We start from the raw sequence: 24615 nt of genomic DNA on the forward strand, positions 1-24615 counted from the left end.
GTTACTTGTCCTTACCCGGGGTGACGCCAGATTTCATCTCGTCCACCAGCGGCTTGAAGCGCTTCAGTTCGCTCAGCTTGTAGCCGGTGTAGTTACCCATCAACAGCACGGTCGCCATCAGCACCAGCTGCAGGCCGAGGAAGTTGAAGGTGAGGTGACGAATAAGCTCGTTATCCATGGCCAGATAGGCGATGACGGCAACCAGCAGAGAGCCGCCGCCCTGGCGGAACACCTCTTTCGGGCCCTCTTCTTCCCACAGGATGGACATCCGTTCGATGGTCCAGGAGAGGATGATCATCGGGAAGAAGGTGATCTTCATACCGTCGGTCAGCCCCAGCTTGAAGGCGAATGCGGAGAAGATACCGATCATCGAGATAACCATGATGATGATGGCCGATATTCGGGCGACCAGCAGCAGGTTAAGCCGAGACAGATAGGAGCGGATGATGAGACCGGTGCCGACGATCAGCAGGAAGCCGATGAGGCCGGTGACCAGCGAGGTCTGGATAAAGGCGACCGCGATCAGCACCGGCATAAAGGTACCTGAGGTCTTGATCCCCACCAGCACCCGCAGGAACACCACCATCAGCACGCCGATCGGGATCAGCAGCAAGCCCTTGAACAGAGTCTGCTCTTCCAGCGGCAGGCTGTGGATGGAGAAGTTCATCATCTCTGATTTTTCGAACTTCTGCGCCAGTGCAACGCTCACCGGCTGCTCCTGCTCGATCATCGAGAAGCTGACACGGGAGTTGTGACCACCGGTCACGTCCAGCAGGGCGCCGGAGTTGTATTCCCACAGCAGCAGGTTGGCCGGACGACCCTGTTCACCGGTTTGCGGGTTGAACAGCTTGTAGTCGGTCGGGCTGTTGAATACCTGCAGGTAATCCACCAGCTCCTGACGACGGCGGCCATCTTCCAGATTCAGGGCATGCACCACGCGGGTGGGGACGTCAGCATTGTTGAGCAGCTCGGCGATCAGGTTGGCGCGGCTCTTGTGCTTTTTCAGCAGCTCGGCGTTCTGCTCCTGCTTCTCGATCTCCTTGATGATCTCGCGAGTCAGGGTGTAGCCGTCGGCAGAGCGCTCCTGTGCCCGCTCGAGGATCTGCTTCATCGCGGTGGCATAAGGCTCACTCTCGATCTGCTTCTCGATGGCAGGCGGCTGCGGATTGGCGGCCGGTTTGGCGTGGGCATCCGCCATCATGTCGACGCGGTAATAGAGCTCCTGACGGCCAGAGGCGGTGCGGATGGACCACTCGGCGCGGGCATCGCCATCTTTCTCAACGAAGGAGAGGCCGTAGCCCGGGCTGGCGGCGTTCTCGTTCATCAGGGTGAAACCGGGCTGGGTGCCCGGAATGGCCAGGGAGGCGATCACCGGCTCACCGGTCGCCTCGAACTCCAGCTTGGCTTCGATGGACCAGATCTGGCGCTTTTCACCGGGCGTCAGCGGTACATCCAACGCGATATGGTGATAGATCGTCATCCCCAGGCCGACAATGTACAGCAGGGCTACCAGCAAATAGAACGGCTTACGGGAAACCATGGATTATTTCACATCCTTGAGCTTGGGTTTGGGTTGGATATATTCGCGGGCCACATCAACCACGGCGATGTCTTTCAAAAATTCACGACCCAGCAGCACAGGGAAGGTCATGTCGCTACGGTCTTTCAGGGTAAATTCGGCTTTCTCGGTCATGTCGCCAATGCGCACGGCCAGACGCACTACCGGACGGCGGTCCAGATCGTCGGCAGAGGCCTGACGCACCCGCACATGGCGTACCAGCGGCGCTTCGATCTGGATCTTGTCGTCCACTTCCTGATGGCTCAGGAAGAAGCGCACCCAGTTTTTGCCGTTGCGCTCGAAAATGGTGATCTCCTGCGCACTGATGGAGGAGGTGGTCGCACCGGTATCGACCCGCGCCTGGAAGGCGTCGTTGGCTGCATCAACCCAGATCCACTCGGCTTCACCGACCATCAGCTTGCCATCGATGGTGTGACCCTGATTGGGGGCCGGGCACTTCTCGGTGGGGATGGCCATCGGCTTGGGCGGCTCGGAGGGGAGGGTGGCGAGCTTGTGGTCTACTTGCTTGACGGACTCTTTCATATTGGTGACATCTGTGTTGAGCTGAACCAGCAGGTGCTGTTGCTGCACATACTGCTTCTGTTGCTGTTCCATGGATGTTTGCAGGCGCTGCTCGCTCTGGCTCAGCTCGCTACGAAGCTCGGCCAGCGTCAGAGCAGGGACCTGAGGCGCTTTTTCCATATTGACACACCCGCCGAGACTAAGCAGGGAGAGCAGGGTCATTCCTTTTAATTTGCTTTTCATGTCATTCATTTAACTGTGCTTCCTGGAATTGGGTCAGTGTAACTTCCTGAATCGCCATCGGCTAGTCTTTGGCCTTGCGGGCAATCAGTACGGCACGTTTCGGCGCCGGGTGTCCTTCTACCGTGAGTGCCGGATTGTCTGGATCCAGATAGTCACTCAGGGATTCATTAATCATCCAGTCGGTACGACGCTGTTCGTCGGTGCTGGTCATATTCTCGTTTACTATCCGCACGTCGGTGAAGCCGCAGCGCTCGACCCACAGCTTGAGGGCGCGGCTTGAGGGAATAAACCAGACGTTGCGCATCTTGCCGTAACGGTCGGTGGGCATCAGCACGTCGTTGACCCCGCCATCGATCACCAGGGTCTCCAGCACCAGCTCGCCATCATCTTTCAATTGATTGCGCAGCTGCTCGATGTGCTCGATGGGGGATTTGCGGTGATAGAGCACTCCCATGGAGAAGACGGTGTCAAAGGCACGCAGCTCCGGCAGCTCCTGAATACCGAGCGGCAGCAGGTGGGCGCGCTGATCATTGCCTGCGAAGTGGCGAATGGCCTCGAACTGGCAGAGGAACAGCGGGCTCGGGTCGATGCCGACTGCAAGCCGAGCCCCTTCACCCACCATGCGCCAGAGGTGGTAACCGCTGCCGCAGCCCACATCCAGCACGTAACGGCCTTCGAGCGGGCTGATATGGGGCAGCACCCGATCCCACTTCCAGTCAGAGCGCCACTCGGTATCGATATGGATGCCGTGCACGGTGAACGGCCCCTTGCGCCAGGGCATGAAGTGGCGCAGCAGGCTCTCGACCTTCTTGCGCTCACCTTCGCCAAGGCTCTCGGCCGAGCCAATCTCGACCCGGCTTTTCAGCTCGATGTTGCCGGGAGCCACCTGCGGCAGCTTGTTGAGGGCGCGATTCCAGCGCGGCAGGTCGCCATGCTGGTTGTCATGTTGCCAGGCGTGCAGCTGGGCGGGCAGGGTATGCAGCCAGTGGCTCAGCCGGTTTTTGGCAATCAGTTGATAGAAATTGGCAAAGTCGATCATGGCTGGGCGTCGCTGGATTTGATGGCAATCATGGAGCCGAAGTTAAAGCACTGGAACCAGAGATCCTGATGGACGAAACCGGCGTCCCGCAGGCGAGCCTGATGCACCGGCAGGCTGTCGGTGCGCATCACGTTCTCAAGGGCAGTTCGTTTCTGGCTGATCTCCAGCTCGCTGTAGCCATTGGCCCGCTTGAAGTCGAGATGCAGATCGATCAGCAGCTCGTTGACCGGTTCATCTTCGAAGCGGAACTTTTCGCTCAGGATCAGGATCCCGCCCGGGCGCAGCCCATCGTGAATGCGCTGGATCAGGGCGGTCCGTTTCTCTGGTTCGACAAATTGCAGGGTGAAGTTGAGCACCACCACGGAGGCGTTCTCGATCTCGATGTCGCAGATATCTGCTTCCACCAGCTCCACCGGTACCTCGGATTTGAAGCCGGAGAGGTGGGCGCGGGCGCGCTCGATCATCGGATGGGAGAGATCCACCGCGGTGATGCGGCAGCCGGGCTGGCTGACATGGCGACGCATCGCCTGGGTCGCGGCGCCCAGTGAGCAGCCGAGATCATAGAGTCGGCTCTCGGGTTGGGCGTAGCGGGCGGCCATCATGCCGATGGCAGAGATGATGTTGCTGTAACCCGGCACCGAGCGCTGGATCATATCGGGAAACACGTCGACGACCTGTTCGTCAAAACAGAAGTCACCCAATCGGGCGATCGGGGCGGCAAAAATTTGATCTTTGGTATGCATGCTGGCGCAACCTGACAGTCGGGACATCACCCGGCTGTATTGTTCAATTGAGTCGTTGGGTGACACCCATCAGAGTAGATTTATCACCTGTTTACGAACGGGGTGGCTGGTCATGAAATCCTTTGGACCTGTCCTGTTCGTACGGGCCATGTTCCGGACCCTTACTTGGGGCGGTAGTGTAGAGGATTGATGGCCGTTTGTCTTGACGCCAGGGCTTGCCACGCCACAAAAAAGTACTTTTTTTACAGCGAAACGATGGCTACAGAATGGGTTGGCTAAAAGCGCAGCACTCCCTGCCGTGCGCGATCGTTTTCCCCTGGCCAGGGGGCCATCTCCTGCTCCAGCAAGCGGGTTATCTGGCGGGCCAGCTCAGGTGCCTGGGCGTTGTCGGCAGTATGTATATAGAGGTAGAGATCCTTGCCCTCGGAAAGCCACTGGCGCCAGTGGGGGAGCCAGCTGGGCAGGAAGGGGTGATTGGCCGCCGGATCCGGCAGGCCGATAAAGCGCACCATGGGGGCGTTGGCGGTGGCCAGCAGATGCACCGGCAGGCGCGGTTTCTTGCCCTGGGCATCGACAAGGGTTGGCGTGGTTGCTTGCACCGAGAAGAGTGGCCGGCTGTCGAGCATCACCCGGTTCACACCCTGTTCCATCAGCAGCCGGTTCAATGCCCGCTCGGCCTCCCCCTTGGCGAAAAAGTCGGGGTGACGCACCTCGAGGGCGTAGCGAAATGCCCGTGGCAGCCGCTCGATAAAGGCCGCCAGTCTGGCCAGCCCCTGTGGCCCGAAACGGGCGGGCAGCTGCAGGGTGAGCAGCCCCAGCTTCTCGTGTAGTGGCGCAAGTAGCTTGATAAAGTCGGCAACCTGTTTGTCTGCGCTCACCAGATCGCTCTGGTGGCTGATGGTTTGCGGAAATTTGAAGTTGAAACGAAAGTGATCGGGCACCGCATCGGCCCAGCGCTGTACCGTGTCCGGTGTCGGCAGGGCGTAGAAGGTGGTGTTACCCTCCACCGAGTTGAAGACGGCCGCGTAGTGGGCAAGGTGTTCGGCAGGCTTGGCGCTAAGGCCCAGCAACTGGCCGGGCCAGCTGGGGTGGGACCACTGTGGCAGGCCCAAATAGAGGCTCATGATGGCTATTCTCTTCGCTCTTGGTGCATTCGTGCCGATTTTTTGCCCGCTTTTTGCCATCGAGTGCAAAAAACTGGCGAAAGGAGGCTGCTGGCCATTTTACCCAAAAGGGGGTTTTCCTCTATAATGCCAGCCCTTTTGTTTTTCAATTTCTTGTGACCCATGCCTATCTACGAATATCGTTGCGACGTCTGTGGCCATGAATTGGCAAAACTGCAAAAGCTTTCCGATGCCCCCCTGACCGACTGTCCGGCCTGTAGCAAGCCGAATCTGGTCAAGCTGATATCGGCGGCAGGCTTCCGGCTCAAGGGAACCGGATGGTACGAGACTGATTTCAAACCGGGTAAGAAAAAGAATCTGGCCAGCTGTGAGACAGACGGTGCTTGCCAGTCGTGCCCGGCGGCCCAAGGTTAACCGTCTCTCTACAATTTCGAAGGAAGAAGTCCATGCGCTCTATCTATTGCGGACAGGTCAATGAGGCCCATGCAGGGCAGACCATTACATTGTGCGGTTGGGTTCATCGTCGTCGTGATCTCGGCGGTCTGATCTTTATCGATATGCGCGACCGGGAAGGGATCGTTCAGGTGTTCTTCGATCCGGACAAGCCGGAGGCGTTTGCCCTGGCCTCCGAGCTGCGCGGCGAGTTCTGCATCCAGGTGACCGGCGTGGTGCGCACCCGTCCCGAGTCCCAGCGCAACAGCGACATGGCCACTGGCGCCATCGAAGTGTTCGCCCACGAACTCAACATCATCAACCGTGCCGAGCCGCTGCCGCTGGACTTCAATCAGGTCAACAGCGAAGAGATCAGCCTCAAGTATCGCTACCTGGATCTGCGTCGTCCCGAGATGGCCAAGTACCTGAAGACCCGTGCCAAGGCCAGCGCCTTCGTACGCCGCTTCATGGACGAGCACGGCTTCCTCGATATCGAGACCCCGATGCTGACCAAAGCCACCCCGGAAGGTGCCCGTGACTATCTGGTGCCGAGCCGCGTGCACAAGGGCAAGTTCTACGCTCTGCCGCAATCACCCCAGCTGTTCAAGCAGTTGCTGATGATGTCCGGCTTCGACCGTTACTACCAGATCGTCAAGTGCTTCCGTGACGAAGACCTGCGTGCCGACCGCCAGCCGGAATTCACCCAGATCGACGTGGAGACCTCCTTCATGACCGCACCGCAGGTGCGTGAAGTGATGGAAGAGATGATCCGCAAACTGTGGCTGCACATCCTGAACGTGGATCTGGGCGACTTCCCGATCATGACCTTCGACGAAGCCATGCGTCGCTACGGCTCCGACAAGCCGGACCTGCGTCTGCCAATGGAGCTGGTTGATGTGGCTGATCTGCTGACTGCTGTCGAGTTCGCCGTGTTCGCGGGCCCCGCCAACGATCCGAAAGGCCGTGTGGCTGCTCTGAAAGTGCCGGGCGGTGCCGAGCTCTCTCGCAAGCAGATCGACGAATACACCAAGTTTGTCGGCATCTACGGTGCCAAGGGCCTGGCCTGGATGAAGGTTAACGAAGCCGCCAACGGCATCGAAGGCGTGCAGTCTCCGGTTGCCAAGTTCCTCTCTGACGCCATCGTGCGCGAGATCCTGGCCCGTACCGGCGCGGCCGACGGCGACATCATCTTCTTTGGCGCTGACAGCAAGAAAGTGGTCTGCGATGCTATGGGCGCCCTGCGTCTGAAAGTGGGTCGCGATCTGGGCCTGCTGGAGAACAGCTGGAAACCGCTGTGGGTCATCGACTTCCCGATGTTCGAGGAAGATGGTGAAGGTGGTCTGGCCGCCATGCACCACCCGTTCACCGCGCCGAGCAACATGAGCCCGGCCGAGCTGAAAGCCAACCCTGTGGGTGCTTACGCCAACGCCTACGACATGGTGATCAACGGCTACGAAGTGGGTGGCGGCTCTGTCCGTATCCACAACAGCGAGATGCAATCCACCGTGTTCGACATCCTGGGTATCACCCCGGCCGAGCAGCGCCTGAAGTTCGGCTTCCTGCTGGATGCGCTGAAGTACGGTACCCCGCCGCACGCCGGTCTGGCCTTCGGTCTGGACCGTCTCAGCATGCTGCTGACCGGCACCGAAAACATTCGGGACGTCATCGCTTTCCCGAAAACGACCGCGGCTGCCTGTCTGATGACAGACGCCCCCAGCCTTGCCAATGCCGCCCAACTGGGTGAGCTGGCGATTGCAACCACCGTCAAGGGCGACGAGTAAGCCGATACCGGCACCGGAGGCCGCCGCCGTGCGGCCTCTGTGTTTCCCTTGGGTTAGTCATGATCAGTGTTACTGACATTTAAAAAATAACGGAGAGTCTCTATGGCAGGTCACAGTAAATGGGCCAACATCAAACACCGCAAGGCCGCTCAGGACGCCAAGCGTGGCAAGATCTTCACCAAACTGATCCGCGAAATCACTACCTCCGCGCGTCTGGGTGATGCCGATCCGGCCAACAACCCGCGTCTGCGTGCTGCGGTGACTGCCGCCCTGACCAACAACATGACCCGCGACACCATCAACCGTGCCATTCAGCGTGGCGCCGGTGGTGGCGATGGTGAACAGCTCGAGACCATCGTTTACGAAGGTTACGGCCCGGCTGGCTCTGCCGTGATGGTAGAGTGCCTGACCGATAACCGTAACCGTACCGTAGCCGAAGTGCGCCACGCCTTCAGCAAGTGCGGTGGCAACCTGGGTACCGACGGCTCCGTCGCCTATCTGTTCAGCAAGAAAGGTCTGCTGACCTTCGTGGGCGTAGACGAAGATGCCCTGATGGATGCCGCGCTGGAAGCGGGCGCCGATGACGTGGTCACTGAAGAGGATGGCACCATCGAGGTGTACACCACCCCGAACGACTTCGGTACCGTGCTGGACGGTCTGGAAGCTGCCGGCTTCAAGGCCCAGAGCGCCGAAGTGACCATGATCCCCTCCACCGAAGCGGAGCTGGATGCAGAAACTGCACCCAAGCTGATGCGTCTGATCGACATGCTGGAAGATCTGGACGACGTGCAAGAGGTTTACCACAACGGCTCAATCTCCGATGAAGTCGCTGCGACCCTCTGATCGCTGAATTGTGCTCTCCCGATGGCAGCCTGATGGCTGCCATTTTTTATCTTTGCATCGTGGCAACTGCTGATGTGTCGGTTGCGCAACCGCTGCTACAACTCTCTTCACTTACAATCTTTCCCGCTTTCTCCGCGAATTATCATTGATCTGTCCCTGCCAGTCGGTTGGCCCTGCACGTATGCCAGTCGCAGTTCTGCTGCATTGCGTTAGCGAGGCTCCGATTATCCTGTTTATCACACCTTTAGCTCTTGAGATGGCGTTGACTGCTCACATCTGCCCGTCAGGGTAATTGCGTTGCGGGTAGGGGGTGGGAGGTGATGGAGCGTGCCCTTGTTATCAGAGGGGGCCATCAATACAGAGTGACAGGTTGGGATGTCGATAACGGATTGGCTGGGGCGAGTTGGTTGGTTGGTTGGTTGGTTGGTTGGTTGGTTGGTTGGTTGGTTGGTTGGGACGTTAGGGGCTGCACTACCGCAATCGGGTGGAGAGAGGAGCTCTGTGATAAGTGGCTGTCTAGTCCTGAAATAGGTTTACACATTTTCAACTAGCATTTCTCTACTCAGAACCCCCTATGTACCGCATCGGGGGTTCTGTATTTCAACGCATGATGCGGCCGCTCCGCGTTGTAAATATCCACCGCTTCACGCACCATTTCCCGCGCTTGCATCAAATCCTGCGGGCTTTGCAACAACAACTCTCCTTTCAAAATCCCGTTCACCCGCTCCGCCAACGCATTCTGGTAACAGTCATACCCATCCGTCATCGAGCATTTCACCCCGTACCGTTCATGTAATGACTGATACAGTCCCGAGCAATACTGCACGCCGCGGTCTGAGTGATGGATGAGTTCACCGTCGCCACGCCGTTGCTTCAGTGCTTTCCTGAACGCCATCGCCACCGACTCCGCGTGCATCCCTTCGTGTACGTGGTGGCCTACTATCTTGCGTGAGTACGCATCCGTCACCAGGCTCAGGTACAGCGGTCCGCTCCTGGCTGGCAGATAGGTGATATCAGCGACCCAGACCTGCTCCGGGGCCACCGGTGTGACCTGCTCTGGCCCCGCCTTGAGCAAGTTGGGATGACGGTAGAAACGGTGAAAACTGTGGGTGGTCTTGTGATAAGCCCGTCTGGGTGGCACCAGCAGGCGGTGCTCGGCCAATATCCGAAACAACCTGTCCCGCCCGACCTTGAGCCCGCCATCATCCTGACCCTGGAGCAGATAATGCAGCTTGCGAGTGCCCACCCGAGGTTGTCGCAGTCGAACCTGACGCACAAAACGCACCACTTGCAATCCCTGTGCATGGCGCTCGTCGGCGACCCGATTGCGCTTGTAGTAAGCCTGCCGGCTTATCCCCAGAAACAGGCAAGCCCTGACCATGGTCAGCCTCTCGACTTGCCGCTGCGAGAGGACTTGCCGGGTCGCTTTTTTACGATGGAGACGCCGTAGTCATTCTTCAGTACATCGACGATGGCCTCAAAGAACCGGGCCTTCTGACTCATCAGCGCCAGCTGCTGCTCGAGTTCCTTGATGCGCTGTTCGGGCGTCTGGTTGTCGGGGTCAGGCATGGTGATGCTCCTGCCGGCGCGTACAGAAGCCCCCTGGCTCCAATCTTGCCGACCATGTTTACGCAACCATACCAGAACGGTGGAGCGGCCCTGAATGCCATAACGCACCTGAGCCTGTTTATAGGTGAGCTCGCCTTTTTCAATCTGCTCGACCAGTGCCAGTTTAAAAGTCAGCGAGTAATCGCGCTGTGTCCGTTTCACACCTTGTCCCATCGGGTTCTCCATTTATTGGGAGGAAAGGTGTAAACCATATTCAGGACGGGACAGGCAGATAAAAAAAAGCCCGCGCAGTGCGCGGGCTTGTTATCTCAGGACTGGTTATCAGGCCTTGGATTTCTTCTTGCCTTCAACCTTGGCTTCAACCGGGGCAGCAGTTACCGGAGCGGCTTCGGTGAACGGACGACCGTAGTAGGAGTCCAGCAGAACCTGCTTCAGCTCGCTGATCAGCGGGTAGCGCGGGTTGGCACCGGTGCACTGGTCATCGAAAGCTTCGATCGCCAGCTGGTCAACCTTGGCCAGGAAGTCAGCTTCAGTTACGCCAGCTTCGCGGATAGAGGCCGGGATACCCAGGGTAGCCTTCAGCTCGTCCAGCCATGTCAGCAGCTTCTCGATCTTGGCAGCGGTGCGGTCACCGGCAGCAGTCAGACCCAGGTGGTCAGCGACTTCGGCGTAACGACGACGAGCCTGCGGGCGGTCGTACTGGGAGAACGCAGTCTGCTTGGTCGGGTTGTCGTTCGCGTTGTAGCGGATGACGTTGCTGATCAGCAGGGCGTTAGCCAGGCCGTGCGGAATGTGGAACTCGGCACCCAGTTTGTGAGCCATGGAGTGGCACACACCCAGGAAGGCGTTGGCGAACGCGATACCGGCGATGGTGGCAGCATTGTGCACCTTCTCACGAGCGATCGGGTCGTTGGCACCGTTCTGGTAGCTGGACGGCAGGTACTCTTTCAGCATTTTCAGGGCTTGCAGCGCCTGGCCGTCGGAGTACTCGTTAGCCAGTACGGAAACATAGGCTTCCATGGCGTGAGTCACGGCATCGATACCACCGAAGGCACACAGGGACTTCGGCATACCCATAACCAGGTTGGCATCAACGATGGCCATGTTCGGGGTCAGCTCGTAGTCAGCCAGCGGATACTTCTGACCAGACACTTCATCGGTTACTACCGCAAACGGAGTGACTTCAGAGCCGGTACCGGAAGTGGTGGTGATACAGACCAGTTCGGCCTTCACGCCCATTTTCGGGAATTTGTAGATACGCTTGCGGATGTCCATGAAGCGCATGGCCAGATCTTCGAACGCAGTGTTCGGGTGCTCGTACATCACCCACATGATCTTGGCTGCATCCATCGGTGAACCACCGCCCAGCGCCAGGATAACGTCCGGTTTGAAGGAGTTGGCCATCTCGGCACCCTTGCGAACCACAGCCAGGGTCGGGTCAGCTTCTACTTCGTAGAACACTTCCACTTCCATATTCTGTGCTTTCAGCAGGCTGACCAGTTCATCGGCGTAGCCGTTGTTGAACAGGAAGCGGTCAGTTACGACCATGGCACGCTTTTTACCTTCCAGGTCGCTCAGAGCGATCGGCAGGGAACCACGACGGAAGTAGATGGATTTCGGAAGTTTGTGCCACAGCATGTTTTCTGCCCGTTTTGCGACTGTCTTCTTGTTGATCAGGTGCTTCGGACCCACGTTTTCGGAGATGGAGTTACCGCTCCAGGAGCCGCAACCCAGGGTCAGGGACGGTGCCATTGCGAAGTTGTACAGGTCACCGATACCGCCTTGTGTAGACGGAGTGTTGATCAGGATACGCGCGGTCTTCATCTTGTCGCCGAAGTACTTGATGCGGTCAGCGTTGCGGTCCTGGTCGGTGTACAGACCTGAGGTGTGGCCGATACCACCGATGTTGACCATGTCACAGGCCATATCAACGGCGTTTTCGAAGCTGCTTGCACGGAACATACCGAGCAGCGGGGACAATTTCTCGTGAGCAAACTCATCTTCTGCACACAGCTTGACGCCTTCACCGATCAGGATCTTGGTATCAGCCGGCACAGTCACGCCTGCCATCTCGGCAATCTTGGTGGCCGGCTGGCCAACGATGTTGGCGTTCAGGGCACCGTTGATCAGGATGACTTTACGTACCTTGTCAGCATCTTCTTTGGAGAGCACGTGGCCCTTGTGGGATGCAAAGCGCTCTTTAACCTGGTCGTAGATGGCATCAACAACGATGACTGCCTGCTCGGAAGCACAGACCACGCCGTTATCGAAAGTCTTGGACATCAGGATGGAGGCAACGGCACGCTTCACGTCGGCAGTTTCGTCGATAACGATAGGTACGTTACCGGCACCCACACCGATAGCAGGTTTACCGGAGGAGTAGGCTGCTTTCACCATGCCCGGGCCACCGGTGGCCAGGATCAAGTTGATGTCTTCGTGCTTCATCAGGGCGTTGGAGAGCTCAACAGACGGTTGGTCGATCCAGCCGATGATGTCTTTCGGCGCACCGGCGGCAACAGCGGCATCCAGTACCAGCTTGGCAGCGGTATTGGTGGAGTTCTTGGCACGGGGGTGCGGGGAGAAGATGATGGCGTTGCGGGTCTTGAGCGCGATCATGGATTTGAAGATCGCAGTGGAGGTCGGGTTGGTGGTCGGAACGATACCACAAATGATACCTACCGGCTCGGCGATGGTGATGGTGCCCATCTGATCATCTTCGCTCAGAATGCCGCAGGTCTTCTCGTCTTTGTACTTGTTGTAGATGTATTCGGAGGCGAAGTGGTTCTTGATAACCTTGTCTTCGATGATACCCATACCGGATTCTTCCACGGCCATCTGGGCCAGGGGGATACGGGCGTTGTTGGCGGCCAGGGCGGCGGCACGGAAGATCTTGTCTACCTGCTCTTGAGAGAAGCTGGCGAATTCACGCTGGGCTTCCTTAACGCGGGCGACCAGTGCATCCAGTTCAGCCAAATTGGTTACTGCCATGTTTATCTCCTGATTATTTGAAAACTGTTTAGTAAGACGTTGGCAATGCCCGGCAATTATAGTCGCCCTGTCAAGACGGTATCGTTGCAACAGCTTTTTCACATGCCTTACTAAATCGCTTTCTGAGTCGATTATAGAGCGGGGCTGACTCAGAAAAACTTGATCTGGATCATGTGTAACAAAAGAACAAAAGAAATTTTATTTCACAATCCTTGTTTGACTGATGTTATCGGAATGTGCATCAAAGGGAAAGGCGAGAGACTTGTTAATGCAGGGTAATAAACCACATTTATCAAGTGGTTAATTGCAATCGAACATAGGATTGCAGAGCTATTTTGGCGGTATAGGTTAGCAAATATGAGTGAATTGGTTTCAAAATCACCGACAAACGCACTTTATTCCAGCGTTTGTTGCAAAAATGATTGTTGTTTTAATCCATGACTAATCCGCTTTATTCCCCGAGGGGGCCATTTCTGCCCCCTTTCCCGGTTTTTGCATTGTGGCTCTCTTGCCGAGTCAATGAAGTGATGTCTGGCCTGAAATAGTGGGAAGGCAAAGCCTGGATCCTCTCGAGTCGCTTGGTCATTCGGTCTGTCATCGTCGGACTCTCTGGTCATGATTAAGCAGGCTTGCGCTCACTTTTCTGGCGCGTGTCGGGCGGTAGAAAGGGTTTTTGGCATCGGTTTATGCCAGTTAGCGCTGATGCATTAGATGAACTAACTAAAAAACCCTCAAAATGGTGAGATTATTTGATTGGTGCCCGCTCTGGCTATGATGTAAATTTACGCACGAAATTAATGGACTGGCCCGCTGGGCCCGAAACTCTATTGGAAGGCGCCTATGGCAGCAATTGACGTCTCGTTGTATCTGAAGTTTTTTGTTGGTTTGTTCGCAATTATCAACCCGCTTGGTTTGTTGCCGGTGTTTGTCAGCCTGACCAGCCACCATACCCAGGCCGAGCGGATGAAAACCAATACCACCGCCAATATCGCGGTGATGGTGATCCTGCTGGTCTCCATGTATATGGGGCAGCTGATCCTCGATGGGTTTGGCATCTCGCTGGCATCGTTCCGGATCGCCGGTGGGTCGCTGATTACCCTGATTGCCTGGTCGATGCTGCAGGGCAAGCTGGGCGAGGTAAAGCACAACAAACAGGAAAAGGGCGAACTGGCGGTGCGCGAGTCTATCGCCGTGGTACCGCTGGCGCTGCCGCTGATGGCGGGCCCAGGTGCCATCTCCTCGGTGATTGTCTATGCCAGCCAGAGCCACTGGCAGCAGCTGCTCGGCATGTCAGTGGTTGTCGTGGTCTTCTCCTTCTGCTCCTGGCTCATCTTCCGCGCCGCGCCGCTGCTGTTCAAGATCATGGGCAACACAGGCATCAACGTGGTGACCCGTATCATGGGTCTTATCATGATGTCGCTGGGTATCGAGATCATGGTGGCCGGCATCAAGGGGGTTTTCCCCAGCCTGATGTGAGCCAGCTCCGCTTTATGAAAGCCGGTCCTCGTGACCGGCTTTTTATTGGTTGCTTTTTGCCCGGTCTTTTCTAGAATCGGTCGTTTGTGTAAAAAATGAGCGCCATGCTGGTGTTTTAATACTGAAAAAGCGCATGATGGCTGATTTTTTGACCAGAAAATGACGATTACCCTGACAATATCTATTGCATTATCAGAATTGGCAGGGAATTATGCTGGGAGCGGGTTTTAACCCCGTCACTTTAAAAAATGCATGGAATGTTCTTGTTGGAGTAGGGAAATGACTCATAAAAAAACAATGATTAACACATTGCTGGTGGCTGCACTGTTTGGTGGCGTCAATGTGGCTCAGGCTGCCGATGTCCCGGCGGGAACCAAGCTGGCTGAAGTCCAGCAACTGGTAAAAGGCAACGGCTCCGAGCCTGCGACCCTTGACCCGCACAAGACCGAAGGAACGGTCGAATCCAATATCCTGCGCGACCTGTTCGAGGGTCTCGTTGCTTCCGGCCCGAAAGGGGAAATTCTCCCGGCTGTGGCTGAATCCTGGGAAACCAAGGATAACAAGCACTACATCTTCCACCTGCGCAAAGATGCCAAGTGGTCCAATGGTGACCCGGTCACTGCCCACGATTTCGTTTTTGCTTTCCAGCGTGCCGTTGATCCGAAAACCGCCTCTCCTTACTCCTGGTATCTGGAGATCCCGACCATTGCCAATGCCTCCGAGATCATCGCAGGTAAAAAGCCGGCTGATACGCTGGGCGTGAAGGCGACCGACGACTACACCTTCGAAGTGCAGCTCGAGAAAGCGATCCCTTACTTCGTCAGCATGCTCTCCCACACCACCACCTATCCGGTCCCGAAGAAGGTGATCGAGAAGTTCGGTGACAAGTGGACCCAGCCGGAAAATATGGTATCCAACGGTGCCTATACCCTGAAGAACTGGGTGGTGAACGAGCGCGTCGAAGTGGAGCGCAACAAGCACTACTGGAACGATGGCAAGACCGTCATCAACAAGGTGGTCTATCTGCCCATCCAGTCTACCAACGCTGACCTGAGCCGCTATCTGGCGGGCGAAGTGGACATCACCTATCAGATGCCCATCGAGCGCTTCAAGCAGATGAAGAAAGAGAAGCCGGACGAGCTGAAAGTGACCGGTTATGTTGGTACTTACTACTACCAGTACAACGTCAAGAAGAAGCCGTTTGACGATGTGCGCGTCCGTACTGCGCTCTCCTATGCCATCGATCGCGACGTGATCGCCGACAAGGTGATGGGGCAGGGTCAGACGCCCGGTTACACCTTGGTGCCGGACTTCGTCGATGGCTTCAAGCCGGTAGCGCCCGAGTGGTCGAAGATGACCCAGGCCGAGCGTGATGCCAAGGCCAAGGCGCTGCTGCAAGAGGCCGGTTTCGATGCCAGCAAGCCGCTGAAGTTCGAGCTGCTCTATAACACCGATGACAACCACAAGAAAGTGGCTGTGGCCGTGGCCTCCATGTGGAAGAAGCTGGGGGTGCAGGTGAGCCTGGTCAACCAGGAGTGGAAAACTTACCTGGAAACCAAGAAACAGGGTCAGTTTGATGTAGGTCGTGCCGGCTGGATCGCCGACTACAACGAAGCCTCTTCCATGCTGGATCTGATGCAGACCACCCACGGCAACAACGACGGCAAGTACTCCAATCCGGAGTTCGACAAGCTGATGGATTCATCCCGTGATCAGGTTGATGTGGCGGCCCGCAACAAGCTCTACGTCCAGGCTGAAGAGATCCTGGCCAAGGACATGCCGATCGCCCCCATCTACCAGTACGTGACTGCCCGTATGGTCAAACCCTATGTCGGCGGCTATCCGGCCAACCCGCTGGATAACCTCTACAGCAAAGATATGTACATCATTGCTCACTGATTTAAAGCAACAAGTCGCATAACAAGCAGGGCCCGCCGGACGGCGGGCCTTTATTACAACCGCGACCATTTGGAAGCAGTACAGGACAGGAAATGTCTATGTTGAAATTCATTTTTAAACGGCTATTGGAAGCGATCCCGACTCTGCTGGTCTTGATCACCGTCTCTTTCTTCATGATGCGTTTCGCCCCGGGTAACCCCTTTACCAGCGAGCGTTCACTGCCCCCCGAAGTCATCGCCAACATCGAGGCCAAATACGGGCTCGACAAACCCATTGGCATGCAATATCTCACCTACCTGGGCAACCTGGTGCAGGGTGATTTGGGCCCCTCTTTCAAATACAAAGATTTCACCGTCAATGATCTGGTGAGTCAGGCGCTGCCTGTTTCCGCCAAGATCGGGACCACGGCCTTCTTCTTCGCCGTGCTGCTGGGGGTCACCTTCGGCACCATAGCGGCACTGAAACAGAACACCATCATCGACTATCTACTGATGTCGTCGGCCATGGCCGGGGTGGTGATCCCGGGCTTTGTGCTGGCGCCCTTGCTGGTGCTGTTCTTCAGTATTCATCTTGGCTGGTTCCCTGCCGGTGGATGGCAGGGGGGTGGCATCCAGTTTATGGTGCTGCCGGTGTTCGGCATGATGATGTACTACATCTCTGCCATCTCGCGGATCATGCGGGGCAGCATGATCGAGACCATGAACTCCAACTTCATCCGTACCGCCCGTGCCAAGGGTTTGCCGCTGCGCCACATCATCCTGAAACACGCACTGCGTCCGGCCATGCTGCCGGTGGTCTCCTATCTGGGCCCGGCCTTTGTCGGCATCATCACAGGTTCCGTGGTGATCGAGACCATCTTCGGCCTGCCGGGGATCGGTCAGCTGTTCGTCAACGGTGCCCTTAACCGTGATTACTCCATGGTGCTCGGTCTGACCATTCTGGTCGGCGCCCTCACCATCACCTTTAACGCTGTGGTCGATATTCTCTACGCCTTTATCGATCCCAAGATCCGTTACTAATTCGGGAGTTCATCATGGTTGTTTCAACTGAAAAACGCGATGCCATCGAGGCGTTCGCGCAAAAAGTGGAAGTGGTGGAGGGACGCTCCCTGTGGAAGGATGCCCGTCGCCGTTTCCTGCGCAACAAGGCGGCCCTGACCAGCCTGATCATTCTGACCATCATCGGTCTGGCGGTCATCTTTGGCCCCCATCTGTCCCAATACACCTTTGACGATCCGGACTGGGGCGCCATGCAGTCGCCGCCGGATATGGAGGCGGGTCACTACTTCGGAACCGACAGTCTGGGGCGCGATCTGTTCGTGCGCACCCTGCTGGGCGGTCGCATCTCCCTGATGGTCGGCATCATGGGCGCCATGGTGGCGGTCATCATCGGTACTTTGTATGGCGCAGCCTCCGGTTTTATCGGCGGGCGGGTCGACAGCCTGATGATGCGGGTACTGGAGATCCTCAACGCCTTCCCCTTCATGTTCTTTGTCATCATGCTGGTCACCTTCTTTGGCCGCAATCTGGCGCTCATCTTTATCGCCATCGGGGCGGTGAGCTGGCTCGACATGGCGCGGATCGTGCGCGGCCAGACTCTCAGCCTCAAGAGCAAGGAGTTTATCGAGGCAGCCCACGTCTGTGGCGTCTCCAAGTGGAAGATCATCACCCGTCACATCGTACCGAACGTACTCGGTATCGTGGCCGTTTACGCCACCTTGCTGGTGCCGGGGATGATCATGTTTGAATCCTTCCTGAGTTTCCTGGGCCTTGGTGTTCAGGAACCGATGACCAGCTGGGGCGCCCTGCTGGATGAAGGCTCCAAGTCGATGGAAGTGGCCATCTGGCAACTGCTGTTCCCCGCCTGCTTTATGGTGGTGACCCTGTTTTGCTTCAACTTCCTCGGGGATGGTCTGCGTGACGCCCTCGATCCGAAAGATCGTTAATCGAGCATCGGGTCGACAGGAAAGCATCACGAAAGATCGATAAGGAGTTTTTATATGAAGTTACTGGATGTGAAAGATCTGCGGGTCGAGTTCAAGACCCCGGACGGCAATGTGGTGGCGGTCAACGACCTCAACTTTTCTCTCTCTGCGGGTGAAACCCTGGGGATCGTCGGCGAGTCCGGCTCCGGCAAATCCCAGACGGCCTTTGCCATCATGGGGCTGCTGGCCAAAAACGGCATTATTACGGGCTCCGCCAAGTTTCAGGGGGAGGAGATCCTCAACCTGCCGGAGTCCAAGCTCAACAAGATCCGCTCCGAGAAGATCGCCATGATCTTCCAGGACCCCATGACCTCGCTCAACCCCTACATGAAGGTGCAGGATCAGCTGATGGAAGTGCTGATGTTGCATAAGGGCGTCAGCAAGGCGGAAGCGTTCGAAGAGTCGGTACGGATGCTCGATGCGGTGAAAATTCCCGAAGCACGCAAGCGGATGGGCATGTATCCCCACGAGTTCTCCGGCGGTATGCGTCAGCGGGTGATGATCGCCATGGCGCTGCTCTGCCGGCCGCAACTGCTGATCGCCGACGAACCGACTACCGCACTCGACGTGACCGTACAGGCCCAGATCATGACTCTGATGAACGAGCTCAAGCGCGAGTTCAACACTGCCATCATCATGATCACCCATGACCTTGGCGTGGTCGCCGGTATCTGCAACAAGGTGCTGGTGATGTATGCCGGTCGTACCATGGAGTACGGCAAGGTAGACGATATCTTCTATCGCCCGAGCCACCCCTACACCGAAGGCCTGCTGCGCGCCATTCCTCGTCTCGATACCGAAGGGGAAGTGCTGCCCACCATCCCGGGCAATCCGCCCAACCTGCTGCGTCTGCCGACCGGCTGCCCCTTCCAGGAGCGTTGCCACCGGGTCAGCGAGATTTGCGGCCAGCAGTCACCGATCCTGACCCCGTTCAACGACGGTCGGGAGCGTGCTTGTCACTGGGTTTCGGATGCCATGAACAAGGGGGCCAACTAAATGGGTGCCGACAAAAAATTGCTGTTGGAAGTGTCTGACCTCAAGGTCCACTTCAGTATCAAGAGTGGCAAGGCGTGGCCCTGGGCCAAACCGTCCGACCTCAAGGCGGTCGATGGGGTGACCTTGCGTCTCTATGAGGGTGAAACCCTCGGTGTGGTGGGGGAGTCCGGCTGCGGCAAATCGACCTTTGCCCGCGCCATCATCGGTCTGGTACCGGCCACCGATGGCAAGGTGGTGTGGCTGGGTGACGATCTCACCAAGCTCGATCAGAATGCCCTGCGCGAGAAGCGCAAAGAGATCCAGATGATCTTCCAGGACCCGCTGGCTTCTCTGAACCCGCGTATGACCATTGGCGACATCATCGCCGAGCCGCTCATCACCTTCTACCCCAACCTGCCGCGGGAAGAGGTGAAGGAGAAGGTGCGCGCCATGATGAGCAAGGTGGGGCTCTTGCCCAACCTGGTCAACCGCTACCCGCACGAGTTCTCCGGCGGTCAGTGCCAGCGGATCGGGATTGCCCGGGCGCTGATCCTCGAGCCCAAGATGATCATCTGCGACGAGCCGGTCTCGGCACTTGACGTATCCATTCAGGCGCAGGTGGTCAACCTGCTCAAATCCCTGCAAAAGGAGATGGGGCTGTCGCTTATCTTCATCGCCCACGACCTGTCGGTGGTCAAGCATATCTCCGATCGGGTGCTGGTGATGTATCTGGGCAACGCCGTCGAGTTGGGGACCCGCAAGGAGATCTTCGCCAACCCGTTGCACCCCTACACCAAGGCGCTGATGTCAGCGGTGCCGATCCCGGACCCTGAGTTGGAGCGCAACAAGGTGATCCAGATCCTGGAGGGGGACTTGCCATCGCCAATGAATCCGCCGTCAGGCTGCGTGTTCCGCACCCGCTGCCCGGTGGCTGGCCCCGAGTGTGCCAAGACCCGCCCCGTGCTGGAGGGGAACTTCGATCACGCGGTCTCCTGCCTCAAGGTCGACCCGCTCTGATGGGGATGTGTTGAACCTGTTTGCGGGGCTCCTTGATGGGGCCCCGATTTATTTCTGGCGGTAGTGAAGATGCCTCTTGGCGTTATCTTTTACCGCTGCTACTATCCGCGCAACAAGGGGAGTAACTTCTCGCCGGTTTGTCGTCATTACGGTGCACCCATTTCCTGCAGTGCACCCGGCAGCCGGGCAGTTGATGCAAATCAGCTGTAAGTGAGACCTTGCCGAGAGGCAAGGTGTATCTGCTCCAAACGCAAACCCACGCCTCTCGGTCGTGGGTTTTGTCGTTTTTGGGAGAAGTGAACATGGGTGAATGGTGGATGTGGACCGGTTTCTTCAGCATAGTGCTGGTCCTGTTATGGATAGACATACGGTTTGTCGGTGGCGGCAAGTCACACAAGGTGTCCCTCAAAGAGGCGGGTGTCTGGTCTCTCATCTGGGTCAGCGTGGCCCTGCTCTTCAACCTGGCTATCTGGCTCTGGCTGGATCACAGCGCGGGCCGTGAAATCGCCAACCAGAAGGGACTGGAGTTCCTTACCGGCTACCTCATCGAGAAAGCGCTGGCAGTGGACAACGTCTTCGTCTGGCTGATGCTGTTCGGCTACTTTGCCATTCCGGCCGAGCTGCAGCGCCGGGTGCTGCTCTACGGGGTGCTGGGTGCCATCGTGATGCGTGCCGGTATGGTGTTCGCCGGTAGCTGGCTTATCGAGCAGTTCCACTGGATCCTCTACCTGTTCGGCGCTTTCCTGCTGCTGACCGGTGCCAAGATGTTGTGGGCGGCCGACAAGGAGCCTGACTTGGCCAACAATCCGCTGCTAGGCTGGATGCGCCGTCGCTTCAAGGTGACCGAGACCCTGGAAGGGGAGAAGTTTTTCGTCTGGCGTGACGGTGTGCGCTATGCCACCCCGCTGCTGCTCATTCTGGTTCTGGTGGAGGTGAGCGATCTCATCTTCGCGGTGGACAGTATCCCGGCCATCTTCGCGGTGACCACGGATCCCTTCATCGTGCTGACCTCCAACATCTTCGCCATCATGGGTCTGCGTGCCATGTACTTCCTGCTGGCAGGTGTGGCTGATCGCTTCGCCCTGCTCAAATACGGTCTGGCGCTGATCCTGATGTTTATCGGGGTCAAGATGCTGCTGCTGGATATCTTCAAGATCCCGACCGGTATCGCACTGGGCGTAGTTGCATTGATCCTGCTGGCATCCATGGGGCTGAGTCTGTTTGTGACCCGTAAAAAGGTCGCTTAAACGCAATATCATTTAATACCAAACAACAAGGGCTCCCGCGGGAGCCCTTTTTCATATCGCGTGATCAGCGTTTGATCTTCTTGGGGTTGGTGTAGCCCCAGATGGTGTACATGTCCGCCAGCAGGGCGCCGTTGTACTCCTCCAGATCCGCCTGTTTCACTTCGGCGTCACCCTGACGGCCAAACAGCACCACTTCGTCACCGGGTTTCACCCCTTTCAGGTCGGTCACGTCCACCATGATGGTGTTCATGGAGGTCTTGCCGACCACCGGTACCTTCTGACCCTGGATCAGCACATAGGCTTTGTTGCTGAGGGCGCGGCGATAGCCATCGGAGTAGCCCAGCGGCAGGTTGGCGAGCCAGGAGTCACGCTTGAGGGTAAAGGTGCGGTCATAACCGACGGTGTTGCCCGCGGCATAGTGGTTGACCGAGGCGACCTGGGTCTTGAATGCCATCACCCGCTTGTACTCGGTGTGGGAGGGGATGGAGTCGCCGTAGAGCAGGCCGCCCGGGCGCACCATGTCGAAGTAGGCGTCCGGCACGGCCAGGGTGGCGAAGGAGTTGGCGGCGTGGATGGTGATCTTGCTGCGATCCAGTTTACCCGCTTCCAGCAGCCACTGGGAGTCCAGTTTGAACTGGGCCAGTCCCATCTTGACGTCCTCTTTCTCCTCCACGGGGAAGTGGGTCATGATGCCGACCGGGGTGATCCCCTTTAGCTTGAGCATAGCCAGCGCGTCCTGTTTGGCATCGGCCAGACGCAGGTCGATGCCGTTGCGGCTCATGCCGGCGGAGTTGAGCGCGATATGCACCGGAATGGTGGTGTGGTGGCGCTGGGCGATATCGGCGATGCCCTGGGCACTCACCAGACTGCCGATCAGCTCCTCCATCTTGTAGGGCAGGGCCTGCTCCACTTCGTCCGGGGTGGCAGCACGCACCCGCATCAGACGGCCGGTAAAGCCCTTCTCGCGGGCGACGCGGGCCTCTTCGTTGCTGGCGATGCCGATGCAGGGGATATTGGCCTTGACCACGGAGGGGACCAGCAGGTCGATGCCATGACCGTAAGCGTCGGCCTTCATGATGGCGCAGATCTGCGGGCCCTTGTCACCGAGAAGATCCTTGAGGGTCTGGATATTGTGCTCAAAGGCGCCCAGATCCACTTCCAACCAGGCGTTGCTGGCGGTTTGCTCCTGGCCGTTGCGATGATCCGTCGCAAGGGGCAGATAGGGAGCCGCAACGGCTTGGCCCGCGAGCAGGCCGAAGATCAGGGTAGCCAGCAGAGTTTTCTTGTGCATGGTGATTCCTTTTTGTTGTTCGCGTTGGATAGTTTGGACGGGGTCGGCCACATTGGTGGTGGTTTAACCACAACTTGTTGTTATTATTATGATCTTTGTCACTCTCAACAGGCGCTGACTGGTTGGGAGTCTACCGCAACACGGGTTCGGCCGACACTCGTCAGGGGAAGAAAATGGTCAATCTTGAGTTACGTTTGCCACCACCGCTGATCTTCCTGCTCTGTTCCGGGGCCATGTGGTGGCTAAGAGGGGAGAGCCAGCCCGGCATCTGGGCAATGGCGCTGATGGCTGTGCTGGTCGTGGCGGGGGCCATCATGGGCTTTGGGGCCCTGCAACGATTTCGTCACCATCAGACCACGGTCAGCCCCACCAAGCCGCAGCACACCAGCCGTCTGGTGACCTGTGGCGTCTATCGTGTCAGCCGCAATCCCATGTATCTGGGGCTGCTCTGCTGGCTGGCCGCCTGGGGCTGTTATCTCGGTGGAAGTTGGGTCTGGGTTGGGCCAATCGTGCTGGTGGCTTGGCTGACTCGCTTTCAGATCATGCCGGAGGAGCGGCTGCTGCGCGCCCGTTTCGGCGACGAGTATGTGGCGTATTGCCAGCGCGTTCGCCGTTGGTGCTGACTGGCTATGATCTGCGTGAGCTGAGGGATAAGTCGGGTCAGCCGTGCGGGATAAAGAGAACCCCGGGCTGGCCCGGGGTTCTCGAGGGGCTAGTTAGAAAAAATCGCCCTTCTCGTCCTTGGTGGGTTCGAGGCTCCAGCCGGTGGCATCGCTGCTGCTGGCAATCTGTCCCTTTTCCTTCCACAGCTTGATCTTGAGGCGGAGGTTGTTGGCCGAGTCGGCGTTTTTCACCGCCTCTTCTTCCTCAATTACCCCTTCCACCACCAGATCAAACAGGGCACTGTCGAAGGTAACCATGCCGAGGGCCTTGGATTTCTCCATCACCTCTTTGAGGCCGCCAAATTCACCGCGCTTGATCATGTCGCGGATGGTGTGGGTGCCAAGCATGATCTCCACTGCGGCCCGGCGGCCGCCATCGGTGGTTTTCACCAGCCGCTGGGAGACAAAAGCCTTGAGGTTGTTGCCCAGATCGTTGAGCAGCTGGGGGCGGCGCTCCTCGGGGAAGAAGTTGATGATGCGATCCAGCGCCTGGTTGGCGTTGTTGGCGTGCAGGGTGGAGATGGCAAGGTGGCCGGTTTCGGAGAAGGCCAGCGCATGTTCCATGGTCTCGCGATCGCGGATCTCGCCGATAAGAATGACGTCCGGCGCCTGACGCAGGGTGTTTTTCAGGGCTGCGTGGAAGCTGCGGGTATCCACACCAACCTCCCGCTGATTGATGATACTCTTGCGGTGGCGATGAACGAACTCCACCGGATCCTCGATGGTAATGATGTGGCCACCGCTGTTGCGGTTGCGATGGTCGATAAGCGCTGCCAGCGAAGTGGATTTACCCGAGCCGGTACCGCCGACAAACAGCACCAGACCGCGTTTCTCCATGATGGTGTCGAGCAGCACAGGCGGGAGTTTGAGATCTTCAAAGCGGGGGATTTCGGTCTTGATGTTGCGGGCCACCAGAGAGACTTCGTTGCGCTGCTTGAAGATGTTGACCCGAAAGCGGCCGATCTGGGGCAGGGAGATGGCGAGGTTCATCTCCAGATCCTTCTCGAACTGCTGCTTCTGCTCGCCATCCATGATCTCGGCGGCGATCCGCGCCACTTCCCCCGGTTCCAGCGGCGTTTCGTTGAGGGGGCGCAGGCCGCCGTTAAACTTGGCGCAGGGGGGCGCGCCGGTCGACAGATAGAGGTCTGAGCCATCCTGCTTGGCCAGGATCTGTAACATGTCTCGCAATTCCATTTTTTTGCCTCGTCGATCAATGAGATGC

Annotated in this window: 20 protein-coding genes and 2 pseudogenes; 11 read left to right on the top strand and 11 right to left on the bottom strand. The window is 57.6% G+C overall.

Features of this window, described 5'->3' with window-relative positions; genetic code table 11:
• Position 1: 1 nt before the first annotated feature.
• From I6L49_RS02040 to I6L49_RS02060, 5 genes are all read right to left on the bottom strand, one after another.
• A complete protein-coding gene (locus I6L49_RS02040) occupies positions 2 to 1540 on the bottom strand; it encodes an inactive transglutaminase family protein (RefSeq protein WP_005337699.1) in 1539 nt (512 codons plus the stop codon).
• Between the two features lie 3 nt (positions 1541 to 1543).
• Entirely contained in the window at positions 1544 to 2332 is a 789-nt protein-coding gene (locus I6L49_RS02045; protein WP_005337698.1) for an ATP-dependent zinc protease, read from the bottom strand.
• A gap of 52 nt (positions 2333 to 2384) precedes the next feature.
• Entirely contained in the window at positions 2385 to 3362 is a 978-nt protein-coding gene (gene cmoB, locus I6L49_RS02050) for a tRNA 5-methoxyuridine(34)/uridine 5-oxyacetic acid(34) synthase CmoB (protein ID WP_216950488.1), read from the bottom strand.
• Positions 3359 to 4105, bottom strand: coding sequence for a carboxy-S-adenosyl-L-methionine synthase CmoA (gene cmoA, locus I6L49_RS02055; protein ID WP_216950489.1), 747 nt, complete (start codon positions 4103 to 4105; stop codon positions 3359 to 3361). Before cmoA ends, cmoB begins: the two co-directional genes overlap by 4 nt.
• Positions 4106 to 4380: 275 nt before the next feature.
• Positions 4381 to 5229: a DUF72 domain-containing protein gene (locus I6L49_RS02060; RefSeq protein WP_216950490.1), complete on the bottom strand. Its 849-nt coding sequence runs from the start codon at positions 5227 to 5229 to the stop codon at positions 4381 to 4383.
• A gap of 162 nt (positions 5230 to 5391) precedes the next feature.
• Between I6L49_RS02060 and I6L49_RS02065 the strand changes: the two genes are divergently transcribed.
• From I6L49_RS02065 to I6L49_RS02075, 3 genes are all read left to right on the top strand, one after another.
• The gene (locus I6L49_RS02065) at positions 5392 to 5643 is read left to right on the top strand and encodes an FmdB family zinc ribbon protein (protein ID WP_005337686.1); all 252 of its coding nucleotides are present in this window, start codon (positions 5392 to 5394) and stop codon (positions 5641 to 5643) included.
• Between the two features lie 32 nt (positions 5644 to 5675).
• Positions 5676 to 7442, top strand: a complete 1767-nt coding sequence (aspS, locus tag I6L49_RS02070; RefSeq protein ID WP_005361614.1) for an aspartate--tRNA ligase — start codon at positions 5676 to 5678, stop codon at positions 7440 to 7442.
• Positions 7443 to 7544: 102 nt separating this feature from the next.
• Positions 7545 to 8285, top strand: coding sequence for a YebC/PmpR family DNA-binding transcriptional regulator (locus tag I6L49_RS02075; RefSeq protein ID WP_005337681.1), 741 nt, complete (start codon positions 7545 to 7547; stop codon positions 8283 to 8285).
• A 339-nt stretch (positions 8286 to 8624) separates the two neighbouring features.
• Here the strand turns inward: I6L49_RS02075 and I6L49_RS21125 are convergent.
• The 4 genes and pseudogenes from I6L49_RS21125 to adhE form a co-directional block, all read right to left on the bottom strand.
• Positions 8625 to 8714 (bottom strand): annotated as a pseudogene (locus I6L49_RS21125) (hypothetical protein); the annotation flags it as partial.
• Between the two features lie 2 nt (positions 8715 to 8716).
• Positions 8717 to 8791, bottom strand: a pseudogene (locus tag I6L49_RS21130) (hypothetical protein); the annotation flags it as partial.
• 56 nt (positions 8792 to 8847) lie between these two features.
• A protein-coding gene (locus I6L49_RS02085; protein WP_216949694.1) for an IS3 family transposase occupies positions 8848 to 10067 on the bottom strand; the annotation gives its coding sequence in 2 pieces (ribosomal slippage) (positions 8848 to 9719 and positions 9719 to 10067; 1221 coding nt in all).
• 108 nt (positions 10068 to 10175) lie between these two features.
• Complete coding sequence (adhE, locus tag I6L49_RS02090; RefSeq protein WP_019446648.1) at positions 10176 to 12842, bottom strand: bifunctional acetaldehyde-CoA/alcohol dehydrogenase; 2667 nt, start codon at positions 12840 to 12842, stop codon at positions 10176 to 10178.
• 840 nt (positions 12843 to 13682) lie between these two features.
• On the opposite strand from adhE, the gene I6L49_RS02095 reads away from it, so the two are divergent.
• The 7 genes from I6L49_RS02095 to I6L49_RS02125 all read left to right on the top strand — a co-directional run bounded on the left by I6L49_RS02095 (position 13683) and on the right by I6L49_RS02125 (position 21440).
• Positions 13683 to 14318 carry a YchE family NAAT transporter gene (locus I6L49_RS02095; protein WP_005337678.1) on the top strand — a complete coding sequence of 212 codons (636 nt, stop codon included), beginning with the start codon at positions 13683 to 13685 and terminating at the stop codon, positions 14316 to 14318.
• A gap of 279 nt (positions 14319 to 14597) precedes the next feature.
• The gene (locus I6L49_RS02100) at positions 14598 to 16217 is read left to right on the top strand and encodes an ABC transporter substrate-binding protein (RefSeq protein ID WP_216950491.1); all 1620 of its coding nucleotides are present in this window, start codon (positions 14598 to 14600) and stop codon (positions 16215 to 16217) included.
• Positions 16218 to 16315: 98 nt separating this feature from the next.
• Positions 16316 to 17236 carry an oligopeptide ABC transporter permease OppB gene (gene oppB, locus I6L49_RS02105; protein WP_005337672.1) on the top strand — a complete coding sequence of 307 codons (921 nt, stop codon included), beginning with the start codon at positions 16316 to 16318 and terminating at the stop codon, positions 17234 to 17236.
• Positions 17237 to 17250: 14 nt separating this feature from the next.
• Positions 17251 to 18162, top strand: coding sequence for an oligopeptide ABC transporter permease OppC (oppC, locus tag I6L49_RS02110; protein WP_019446650.1), 912 nt, complete (start codon positions 17251 to 17253; stop codon positions 18160 to 18162).
• Between the two features lie 54 nt (positions 18163 to 18216).
• Entirely contained in the window at positions 18217 to 19197 is a 981-nt protein-coding gene (locus tag I6L49_RS02115) for an ABC transporter ATP-binding protein (RefSeq protein WP_005337668.1), read from the top strand.
• The gene (gene oppF, locus I6L49_RS02120; protein WP_005337666.1) at positions 19198 to 20193 is read left to right on the top strand and encodes a murein tripeptide/oligopeptide ABC transporter ATP binding protein OppF; all 996 of its coding nucleotides are present in this window, start codon (positions 19198 to 19200) and stop codon (positions 20191 to 20193) included.
• Positions 20194 to 20495: 302 nt separating this feature from the next.
• Entirely contained in the window at positions 20496 to 21440 is a 945-nt protein-coding gene (locus I6L49_RS02125) for a TerC family protein (protein ID WP_005361606.1), read from the top strand.
• A 64-nt stretch (positions 21441 to 21504) separates the two neighbouring features.
• Here I6L49_RS02125 and alr read toward each other — a convergent pair whose 3' ends face one another.
• The gene (gene alr, locus I6L49_RS02130; RefSeq protein WP_216950492.1) at positions 21505 to 22731 is read right to left on the bottom strand and encodes an alanine racemase; all 1227 of its coding nucleotides are present in this window, start codon (positions 22729 to 22731) and stop codon (positions 21505 to 21507) included.
• A 173-nt stretch (positions 22732 to 22904) separates the two neighbouring features.
• On the opposite strand from alr, the gene I6L49_RS02135 reads away from it, so the two are divergent.
• Positions 22905 to 23354, top strand: a complete 450-nt coding sequence (locus I6L49_RS02135) for an isoprenylcysteine carboxylmethyltransferase family protein (RefSeq protein ID WP_216950493.1) — start codon at positions 22905 to 22907, stop codon at positions 23352 to 23354.
• 93 nt (positions 23355 to 23447) lie between these two features.
• On the opposite strand, the gene tapW is transcribed toward I6L49_RS02135, so the two are convergent.
• The gene (tapW, locus tag I6L49_RS02140) at positions 23448 to 24587 is read right to left on the bottom strand and encodes a type IVa pilus ATPase TapW (protein ID WP_005353124.1); all 1140 of its coding nucleotides are present in this window, start codon (positions 24585 to 24587) and stop codon (positions 23448 to 23450) included.
• Positions 24588 to 24615 lie beyond the last annotated feature (28 nt).

Origin of the sequence: Aeromonas sp. FDAARGOS 1419 (genome assembly GCF_019047045.1) — a bacterium.
GTDB lineage: Bacteria > Pseudomonadota > Gammaproteobacteria > Enterobacterales > Aeromonadaceae > Aeromonas > Aeromonas veronii.